This is a genomic window from Streptomyces africanus, from assembly GCF_002150735.1.
Lineage (GTDB): Bacteria > Actinomycetota > Actinomycetes > Streptomycetales > Streptomycetaceae > Streptomyces > Streptomyces africanus.
In genome coordinates, this window is sequence record NZ_MUKA01000607.1 from 1 (window position 1) to 2,960 (window position 2,960).

The 2,960-nt window shown below is 72.3% G+C and carries 4 protein-coding genes; 1 reads left to right on the forward strand and 3 read right to left on the reverse strand.

Annotated features, from left to right (window positions below):
• From CCL05_RS42580 to CCL05_RS42590, 3 genes are all read right to left on the reverse strand, one after another.
• Positions 1-654, reverse strand: a 654-nt coding sequence (locus CCL05_RS42580; RefSeq protein ID WP_425275995.1) for a DUF7134 domain-containing protein, incomplete at its 3' end; no start/stop codon positions are given.
• Positions 655-678: 24 nt separating this feature from the next.
• On the reverse strand, positions 679-1,458 hold the full coding sequence (locus tag CCL05_RS42585) for an ABC transporter permease (RefSeq protein ID WP_086565848.1): 780 nt from the start codon (positions 1,456-1,458) through the stop codon (positions 679-681).
• Positions 1,455-2,375 carry an ABC transporter ATP-binding protein gene (locus CCL05_RS42590; RefSeq protein WP_086565849.1) on the reverse strand — a complete coding sequence of 307 codons (921 nt, stop codon included), beginning with the start codon at positions 2,373-2,375 and terminating at the stop codon, positions 1,455-1,457. Before CCL05_RS42590 ends, CCL05_RS42585 begins: the two co-directional genes overlap by 4 nt.
• A 93-nt stretch (positions 2,376-2,468) precedes the next feature.
• Between CCL05_RS42590 and CCL05_RS42595 the strand changes: the two genes are divergently transcribed.
• A partial coding sequence (locus CCL05_RS42595) for a GNAT family N-acetyltransferase (protein WP_086565850.1) occupies positions 2,469-2,960 on the forward strand: 492 nt, incomplete at its 3' end.

A 2,960-nucleotide genomic window follows, 5' to 3' on the forward strand; every position in this document is an offset into this window, starting at 1 on the left:
GATGTCGTGCATCTCGCGGGCGATGCGGGCGCGTTCGGCGGCGGTGGCGAGTCGGGCCTGCTGGTCGCGTTCGGTCTCCAGGCGGCGGGCGCGGTCCTCCAGGGCCTCCGTGTAGTTGCGGCGCGTGCGGACCGTGATGCCGATGAGAGCGGCGACGGTGACGGACATCAGCTGGGAGCCGACCTGCTGGTCCCAGGTGCCCTCCCCGTGACGGGCGACCGACACCAGGACTGGGGCCATCACCAGGACCGTCACCCACCACAGGTTGCGCAGGGCCCGGCGCAGGGCGACGTGGTAGACGACGGCGAGCTGGAGCAGGGCTGCCTGGAGGGCTGCGCCGGTCCACGCGTTGACGAGGGCGAAGGCGGCCATGGCGACGAGGACGGCCCTGGGGTGGGTGCGTCGCCAGAGCAGGGGGATCGCGAGGGCGAGGCTCAGGGTGAGGAGCAGCCAGCCGGGGACGTCGAGGTTGTGGGCGTTGTGGCGCCAGCCGCCGCCGACATAGTCGATCAGGGCCGCTGTCATCCAGAAACCGGTGATGTGGAGGTCCCACAGCAGCGGGTGGCGTCGGTCGAAGGCGCGCACCCGGCGGGTGAGGCGGTGGGCGTACTCGGTGAGGGGCTCCGGCGCCCGGTCTTCCGTCACGGGGTCCATCGTGAGGGTTTCCGGCACCGCGTGTCAGACGTCTCGGCGTCGTACGACGGCTGCGGCCATCGTGAGGGTCGCCGCCGTCCAGAGGACCATGGCGAGGAGAGCGGCGCCCGGGGAGGCCGTGCCGGGCAGGGGCTGGGCGGTGGTGAGGGTTTCCAGGGCCTTGCCGGGGAAGTAGCGGACGGCGTCGTCGGCGATGTCGTACGGGAGCATGGCCAGGACCTCCGGGACGATCATGATCAGGCCGGTGAAGGCGCCGATGGCCATCGGGACCGAGCGGAGCAGGGCGCCGATGGCGAGGGCGAGGGCGGCGAGGAGGGTGAGGCCGGCCGCGTTGCCGGCGAGGGCGCGCAGGACGCCCGGGTCGCCGAGGGAGGCAGCCTGGTCGGTGCCGGTGAGGAAGGACTGGGCGAGGGGGAAGGTGATCAGGTTCGTCAGCAGGGTGAGGGGGAAGGCGATCGCGGCCAGGACGGCTGCCTTGGACCAGAGGACGGGCAGGCGGCGGGGGACGGCGGTCATCGTGGCGCGGATCTGGCCCGTGGAGTACTCGCCGGCCGTGGCGAGGATGCCCAGCACGCCGAGGTTGATCGTGGCGAACTGGGTGCCGAGGAGGATGAAGAGGACCGTGTCCATTCCGCCCTCGCCGGTGCCGTCGTAGGCGGCGGCCAGGCCCGCGCCCATGGCGACGGTCAGCAGGCTGGTGGCGATGAGGGTGATCCAGGTGGAGCGCAGGGTCCAGAGCTTGTGCCACTCGGAGCGCAGGACGCGGGCCGGGGTCACGCGGTAGGGGAGGGTCGCCGTGGTCATGCTGCCGCTCCTTCGAGGGTCGCCGTGTACTCCACGGCGTCGCGGGTGAGGTCCATGAAGGCCTCTTCCAGGGAGGCGGCGTTGGGGGTCAGTTCGTAGAGGGGAATGCCGTGGGCGGCCGCGGTGCGGCCGATGTGTTCGGCATCCGTGCCGCGGACCTGGAGGGTGCCGGGGGTGTCGGTGGTGATGTCGACGCCGGGGGCGGTGAGGAGGCGTACGAGGTCGGAGGACTGCGGGCTGACGACCTTGACGGTGCCCGCGCCGGAGTCGCGTACGAAGGCGGCGACCGTGGTGTCGGCGAGGAGACGGCCGCGGCCGATGATGACGAGGTGCTCGGCGGTGAGGGCCATCTCGCTCATCAGGTGGGAGGAGACGAGGACCGTGCGGCCTTCCGCGGCGAGGGACTTCAGCAGATTGCGGATCCACAGCACGCCCTCCGGGTCGAGGCCGTTGACCGGCTCGTCGAGGATGAGCGTGGCCGGGTCGCCGAGCAGGGCGGCGGCGATGCCGAGGCGTTGGCCCATGCCGAGGGAGAAGCCCTTGACGCGGCGGTGGGCCACGTCGGTCAGTCCGGTGAGGGCGAGAACCTGTTCGACCCGTGCGCGGGGGATGCCGTGGGTGTGGGCGAGGGCGCGCAGGTGGTGGTAGGCCGTGCGGCCGGGGTGGACCGAGCGGGCCTCCAGCAGGGCGCCGACCTCGGTGAGGGGCGCGGGGTGGCCGGCGTAGGAGCGTCCGCCCACGGTGGCGTGTCCGCGGGTGGGGGCGTCGAGGCCGAGGATCATGCGCATGGTCGTGGACTTGCCGGCGCCGTTCGGGCCGAGGAAGCCGGTGACCGTTCCGGGGCGGACCGTGAAGGAGAGGTCCGTGACGACCGTCCGGTCGCCGTAGCGTTTGGTCAGTTCGTTTGCCGTCAGCATGCTTCGATGCTCGTGCGTGCGGGGGCGGCGGGCGTCGGACCGGCGGGGTAATCGGGGTGAGGGGTGTCGTACCCGGGTACTACCGTTGCCGGCATGAGCTATGTGATCCGGTCCGTCCGTGCTGATGAGTGGCCTGCGGCGAAGGAGCTGCGGCTCGCGGCGCTGCGGGATCCGGTGGCGCACCTGGCCTTCCTGGAGACGTACGAGGAGGCCGAGGCCCGGCCGGACTCCTTCTGGCAGGAGCGGACGGCTGGGGGCGCCGAGGAGGCCGACAAGGCTCAGCAGATCATCGCGGAGGGGCCCGACGGGCGGTGGGTGGGCACGCTGACCGTGCTGGTGGAGGAGCCCGGGACGACGGACTGGGCCGGGTTTCCGGTGGAGCGGAAGCAGGGGCACGTCGTCGGCGTGTTCGTGCGGCCCGAGGAGCGCGGGAGCGGGCTGACCGAGGTGCTGTTCGACGCGGCCCTGGAGTGGGCGTGGGGGCGGGGTCTTGAGCGGGTGCGGCTCATCGTCCATGAGGAGAACGGGCGGGCGCAGCGGTTCTACCGGCGGGTGGGGTTCGAGCCGAGCGGGCTGGTCGTGCCG